Origin of the sequence: Actinomadura sp. HBU206391 (assembly GCF_014323665.1) — a bacterium.
Lineage (GTDB): Bacteria > Actinomycetota > Actinomycetes > Streptosporangiales > Streptosporangiaceae > Actinomadura_C.
Window position 1 is genome coordinate 1 of the sequence record NZ_JABVEB010000290.1, and the last position, 6,419, is coordinate 6,419.

General features: G+C 62.2%; 6 protein-coding genes. All 6 read left to right on the plus strand.

The features are described from left to right. Positions 1–1,888 precede the first annotated feature (1,888 nt). Positions 1,889–2,290, plus strand: coding sequence for a hypothetical protein (locus HKK72_RS34395; protein ID WP_187238592.1), 402 nt, complete (start codon positions 1,889–1,891; stop codon positions 2,288–2,290). A 531-nt stretch (positions 2,291–2,821) separates the two neighbouring features. Then, positions 2,822–3,166: a hypothetical protein gene (locus HKK72_RS34400; protein WP_187238593.1), complete on the plus strand. Its 345-nt coding sequence runs from the start codon at positions 2,822–2,824 to the stop codon at positions 3,164–3,166. A 503-nt stretch (positions 3,167–3,669) separates the two neighbouring features. Next, positions 3,670–4,044: a hypothetical protein gene (locus HKK72_RS34405; RefSeq protein WP_187238594.1), complete on the plus strand. Its 375-nt coding sequence runs from the start codon at positions 3,670–3,672 to the stop codon at positions 4,042–4,044. Positions 4,045–4,436: 392 nt separating this feature from the next. Continuing rightward, positions 4,437–4,742, plus strand: coding sequence for a hypothetical protein (locus HKK72_RS34410; RefSeq protein ID WP_187238595.1), 306 nt, complete (start codon positions 4,437–4,439; stop codon positions 4,740–4,742). A 280-nt stretch (positions 4,743–5,022) separates the two neighbouring features. Next, a complete protein-coding gene (locus HKK72_RS34415) occupies positions 5,023–5,562 on the plus strand; it encodes a hypothetical protein (RefSeq protein WP_187238596.1) in 540 nt (179 codons plus the stop codon). Positions 5,563–6,063: 501 nt separating this feature from the next. Then, positions 6,064–6,419, plus strand: a 356-nt coding sequence (locus HKK72_RS34420; RefSeq protein WP_187238597.1) for a hypothetical protein, incomplete at its 3' end; no start/stop codon positions are given.

A 6,419-nucleotide genomic window follows, 5' to 3' on the forward strand; every position in this document is an offset into this window, starting at 1 on the left:
CGCGCCGAACAACAACAACAACAACGACGACGACGCCGTGGCCGCCGGGGTCGTGGCCTGATCTCCGCTAGCGGAGTGGCCCAGGAGTGAGTGCAGGGTCTCGCGCCTCATGGGTGCGAGACCCTGTACTTTTTATATAGTCATGCGGCTATTATCCTAGAGAGATATGGTACGGCGCGATTCGGAGAATTTAAACTGGCTGTGGCCTGACATACATATATGCAGTAGCGCCAAAAAGGAGATACTGGCGGCAATTGGCTGCCAACTAAAGCGCGGCTGTCTGGAATGTCGAAGTCAAACCAAGTCATGCATCTCGCGGTTTCATGGACATGACCCAGGGCATGACCTAATCGGAGCGCGCGATATAAAGCCAGGCGTGGGTCTTTTCATTCATTTCTTGTTCTTTGTTATGGCGGAGGCCTGATGCCACGAGGACATATACTCTGTCCCAATTTAAGTCGAAATTCGGCCTTTTGTGGCTAATTGTCCGAGGAGGCAAGTTCCATGGAAATTCCAAGGCGCGTGGCGGTCGGCGTATCAGGCATGGCGTTCGCGGGTGGTACGGGCCTCGTTATGGGCGCGGTTGCGCCGGCCTGCGTGGCGGCCCCCGTGGCCGCACCCCAACAGGTGATCTCCAGCCATGGGCATGCTCACTCGTCATCCGATGACCGGAGCCGGCACAGCGACCGAAATCGTCAACACAGCCGTCATCGCGTCATCGTGGTGAACAGGATTCACAACGTGGCGAACGCCACAAGTGACCAGTTGCAGCGCCAGTGGGAGCGCCAGAGCCTTCAGGACCTGGGCGACACCTCGTCCTCGACCTCATCCTCGTCCTCGGCCGCGGCGGGCGGTGGCAGCGGCGCTGGTGGCGGCGGCGGTGGTGGGGGGAATCAAGCCAGTCAGCTCTTGGGGGATGGGGGAGCCACTGGATCCGCGGCGCCGCAGCCTGGTGGATCGGGGGCTCGGCCGGCCCGCGGAGTGCAGGGTGTGCCCGCGGTGGAGCCACGCGTCTTGACAACGCACGGACCGTCTGCCCCTCGATCGAAAGGAGACGGTCAGGCGCCGGCCGCGGCCGCGCCGTCGAAGAGGCCCGAGGAAGGTCCGGCCGGAGACTCTGGAGGCGCACCGGGAAGGCCTGAATCCCCCGGAACGGAAGGCCTTGGAGCGCCGCCGGCACCCGGTGCTGGGGCTCCACGGGCTCCGGAGGCGGCTGCTCCACAGGCACGCAGAGCGGCGCGCAGGACGCCTGCGGCGGAACCACGTGCCACGAGAACGCGTGGAGCCTCGACAGCCCCGTCGAAGAAGGGACGTGGTCGACATCCGGCTCGCAGCACGCCGCCGAGCCCGCCTGGCCAGGGCGGCCCGCTACCGCCTGGAGCGCCTCCCGCGCCCCGGCCCTCCCGCTCCCTTCTGGCGCCCGGAGTGCCTGGCACTTCGCTACTGATCTGACCATCACCTGGCCAGGGGGATTGGGGGTCTCGCATCTACCGGTGCGGGATCCCTTTCTCTTGGCCATCTCGTAGTGGGTCGTCCAAGCCCGCGTCGGCAGGAATGCTTAAAGTGGATTTGGGTGCGATCTGGACATAGACCCATTTAGGGCGGCATAAAAGTGCTTAATATCGCTGATCGTCTTCATTAAAGCAGGTTCGCCGAGAGTCTTTGATGGATGCCAAGTCTCCCATGGTGCGGTTTCGCGGAGTTGGTCCAGGGGATCATGTTCGCGGGAGATGGGATATGGAGTCAGGTGGTGGGCGAATTTGTTTGCTCAGTGCCAGGTGTGATGTCAATTCGCGCTACGGCACCGATCTCCTCCCATAGAAATCCGAATGTAGTCTTCATGCCTAATTTCTCCAAGGAGGCAAGTTCCATGGGAGCTCCTAAGCGGATGGCGATTGCGGTGTCCGGCCTGGTCCTCGCGGGTGGTGCGGCCCTCGCGATCGGGGCCGCATCTCCGGCCAATGCGCAAGCCACGTCCACCGCATCCCAGTTGAGCGCGGGCTGCCGCGGCGGTGGTGGCTGCCACAGCCACCGCCATCACCGCAACTGGCACAGTAACCATTTCCGCCACCATCAGCGCGTCATCGTGATCAACCGTAACAACAACTACAGCAAGAGCAACACCGACCAGTCCCAGCGCCAGCGCCAGCGCCAAGACGTGGAGAAGAACTTCATTCCTGGCATTGCGCCTAACGGGAACGGCAACGGGAACGGGAACGGCAACGGGGGCGAGGAGCAAGGCGCGGCGGCGGCCGCCGGGGCAGGTGCCGGCGGCGGAGGCGGGAACTGACGTGCGCGGACGCCGCGGAGTGCCTGGTGCCGACGGAGCGCTTGAAGCCCGTGGAACGCCTCTAACGCCCGGCGCGCCCGAGACGCCGCCAGTCGACTGACGTCCGGCCTGGCCGGTCGGGGACCGTTGCACATGGGGGTCTCGTACCTTTCGGTGCGAGACCCCTTTTGCGGTCCATCTCATCGGTGTCCACAACCGCGTGACCTGAGCCGGACCTGACGTCATGTTCTTATGTGCATAACCGGCGATATGGACATACGATATGTAGCCGCCGATAAGCGGCTCAGTCTGCGTGAACACACTTATTAAAATAGTATCGGCGAGAGTGTCGAATGGATGCCAAGTCTCACATCTCGCGGTTTCGCCGACTTGATCCCGGGGATCATGTAGGCGGAACATGGAGGCAGGCAGTGGGTCCATCGATTTGCTCATCGTTCGGTGTGTCGGGAAGGTGCCGCCACGGGGCCGCTCTTGTTCTGTAGAGATCCGAATTGAGCCTTATGGCTCGATTTCTCCAAGGAGGCAAGTTCCATGGTAATTTCGAAGAGCATGGCGGCTGCCGTGTCCGGTCTGGCATTGATGGGAGGTGCCGGGCTGGCCGTGGGCACGGCCGATTCAGCCAGTGCCCAGACCTCCGTCGTCGCGCCTCAGCACGGTAACCGGGGCTGGGGCGGTGGTTGCTGCCGCGGCAGGAGCAACCACCATTTCCGGAACTGGCAGCATAATCACTGGCGCAACCATCAGCGCGTCATCGTGATCAACCGGAACAACAACTACAGTAAGAGCGATACCGACCAGTTCCAGCGCCAGCGTCAGAACCAGGACTTCGAAAAGCACGAGCAGCTCCAGAAGCCCATGAAAAACGCCGACGACTGACCGAGGCGGCGTACGGCTCGCCTGGCGCTCCCGCTCGATCCTTTCGGCTGATCACCCGTGGAGGAGTAAGGGCGAGCGCTCCAGTCGGCGGTGACGTGACGCGGTTGTGCGGTGGTGTGGCCATGCCCCGAACGCGGGCTGACCTGGGGTCTCGTGCTGGCTGGTACGAGACCCCATTCATTGTGCGGCCTGGTCGCCGTGGGTCAGAGCGGCTGCGGACGGCGGGGGATGGCTGTATCCGGGAACCGTATTAGTAGGCAGTTACGGCAATCTGGACATAAATGCAAATACCGCATATAAAAGCACGCAACGTACGTGATCGTCCTGATTAAAGCAGGCTCGCCGAGAGCGTCGAATGGATGTCAAGTCTCCCATCGCTCGGTTTCGCAGACTTAGCCCTGGGGATCATATATGTGGAACATAAGGTATGGAGTCAAGTAGTGGGTCCGTGGAGGTCCTAATTTATTCGGTGTCGCGGAAGATGTCGCGCCACGGAGCCGCCCTTGTTCCGTAAAGAATCCGAATTCGACCCTTTATGGTTCGTTTTCTCCAAGGAGGCAAGTTCCATGGGAATTTCCAAGAGCATGGCGGTTGCCGTGTCGGGCCTGGTGTTCGCGGGAGGTGCCGCCCTCGCAGTGGGCGCCGCCGCGCCGGCCAGTGCACAGACCATGGCCGCCGCACCCCAGCAGTTGGTCGCCGATGGCTGCTGCGGTCGTAGCAGCTCACGGTGGCACCGCCATCACCGTAACCACTGGCGCCATCATCAGCGCATCATCGTCATCAACCGGAACAACAACTTCAGCAAGAGTGACAACGACCGGTCCGACCGTGGGAAGGGGAAGGGAGAGGCCAGAGAGTTCCCGGCCACGCAGGATTAATGGCCGCCTGTCAAGATTGGGCGTATGGGGTCTCGCATCGGTGGATGTGGGACCCCATATCCATCTGCATCTCGGTACAAGTGCCGACGTTTCGGGTAAACTGAAATGCTGTATGTAGTCTGACATGCAACGACCACAGAGCGATGACCGGCAGTCATTAAAGCATCTATGTCCAGACATTCGAATGGGCTCCAAGTCTGGTATTCCACGGTTTCGTGGCGTCAGTGTCGGGGATGACCTAAGTGGACATACGGCATGGAGTGAGGCGTTGGATACGTTCATGCATCCATTACTCGGTGTGGCGGCCCACAAGTCGCGCGGCGAAGCCCGTCCCGTCCGTAGGGATCCGAATTCGGCCTTTACGGCTTGATTTCTCCAAGGAGGCAAGTTCCATGGGAATTCCGAAGAGCATGGCGATTGCCGTGTCCGGCCTGGTCTTCGCGGGAGGTGCCGCCCTCGCCGTGGGCGCGGCCGCACCGGCGAGCGCGCAGGCCGTCGCCGCCGCAGCACCCCAGCAGCTCGTTTCCGACTGCTGCGGCGGCCGTCATCACAGCAGGTGGCACGCACACCACCGCAATCACTTCCGCCACAATCAGCGGATCATCGTGATCAACCGGAACAACAACTTTAGTAAGAGCGATACCGGCCAGTTCCAGCGTCAGAGGCAGCGTAATGATCAATTCGAGGACGCGGACTGATCACCGGGGCGGTGTGAGCGCACTGGTGTCGCTGTTCGACGGCCAGTGAGTCACTGCCATTCGCATGTGGCATGCGGGGTCTCGCACCGATCGGTGTGAGGCCCCGTTCCATCCTAGCTGGGCCGATATCGAGACTATTGGCTGAAATAAGGGTATATAGCGGCGAGATCGTCGTTCATTAAAGCACCTCTGTCAAGATTCCCAAGTCTCATATCTTCGCGGTTTCGTGAAGTTGGTCCAGGGGATGACGTAAGGGGAACATACGGTATGTAGTCAGGTAGTGGGTGCTTTCATTCATCCATTGCTCGTCGCGGCATCAAAATGTCGCCACGAGGCCGACCTTGTTCCATATAGATCCGACTTCGACCTTTTATGGCTCGATTTCTCCAAGGAGGCAAGTTCCATGGGAATTCCGAAGAGCATGGCGATTGCCGTGTCCGGCCTGGTCTTCGCGGGAGGTGTCGTCCTCGCGGCCGCTCCGGCCGGCGCCCAGGCCATGGTCGCCGCACCTCAGCACGTGACTTCTGGCGGCAGCGTTCTCGGCGGTGGCGGCGGCCCCGGCCCCCGTCCGGTGGTCCACCGCCGGGTGGTCGTCCACAGGGCCGCGCCAGTGAGGGTGCATCGCCGCGCCGTCTGCCACCGTTGCCACAGCCACGAGCGTTTCCACGAGTTCGACCGTTTCCACGCCCGCGAGCACAGGCGCGCGATCATCGTCAACAGGAACCGGAACTTCAGCGAGAGCGACAGTGACCAGTTCCAGCGCCAGAAGGAGAAGCAAGAGATCGAGCCCTTCGAGCGCCAGGCCGAGAAGGTCCAGTAGCGTCGCTCTGTCACCATGTCAACACTTGCGGGCTCCCGAACTGCCGCCTCGGCCGGACGGCGGTGACCTGGTCACCTCTCGTAGGGTGTCGCCGCTATGGGGGGCCTCGCACCGCTCGGTGCGAGGCCCCGTCCCATGGCCGCGCACGTCGGCGGCGTTCCAACCACCGGGTTCCGCGGGGTGTGTGGCTCGGCACGATCGCGCGCAACAGATCGGACATCAGTTCGAGATGGTCGGGAACGCCACGAACACCAGCGAATAGTGACGATTAAAACCGGATCGTCGAGAGTCTCGAATTGGTGCCAAGTCTTATATCCAGTGGTTTTATGGACCTCTCTTCGGGGAGGACGTTAATGGAAAATGCGGCATGAAGTCAGTCGGTGGGTTGATTGATGCCCTCATTGTTGTCGGGACATTAGATTGTCGCCGCGGGGCCGACCTCGTTCCGTAGAAATCTGAATTCGGCCTTTACGGCTTGATTTCTCCAAGGAGGCAAGTTCCATGGGAATTCCGAAGAGCATGGCGGTCGCCGTGTCCGGCCTGGTTTTCGCGGGAGCGGCCGCGCTGGCGGTGGGTGCTGCCGGCTCCGCCCACGCGGGGAGCCTGGCGATGGCACCTGACGTCGTCTGCGGTGGCAAGGCCTCCGCCGGCAAGGCCCGTGGCGCCAAGGCCCGTGGCGCCAAGGCCCGTGGCGCCAAGGCCCGTGGCGCCAAGGTCCGTGGCGCCAAGGTTCGCCAGGGGCGGGTGGTGGTGCGGCGCGTCCATGCCCGCAGAGCCGGGGTCCGCCACTTCGTGGGCGGCCGCGGCCGCGGCAGCGGTTGCGGTTGCGGTTGCGGCTCGAACCGGCACCATGGCTC

Excerpts from the sequence above, each read along its gene's own strand:
- HKK72_RS34410 (WP_187238595.1), top strand. The coding sequence starts at position 4,437 with ATGGGAATTCCGAAGAGCATGGCGATTGCCGTGTCCGGCCTGGTCTTC.
- HKK72_RS34400 (WP_187238593.1), top strand. The coding sequence starts at position 2,822 with ATGGTAATTTCGAAGAGCATGGCGGCTGCCGTGTCCGGTCTGGCATTG.
- HKK72_RS34395 (WP_187238592.1), top strand. The coding sequence starts at position 1,889 with ATGGCGATTGCGGTGTCCGGCCTGGTCCTCGCGGGTGGTGCGGCCCTC.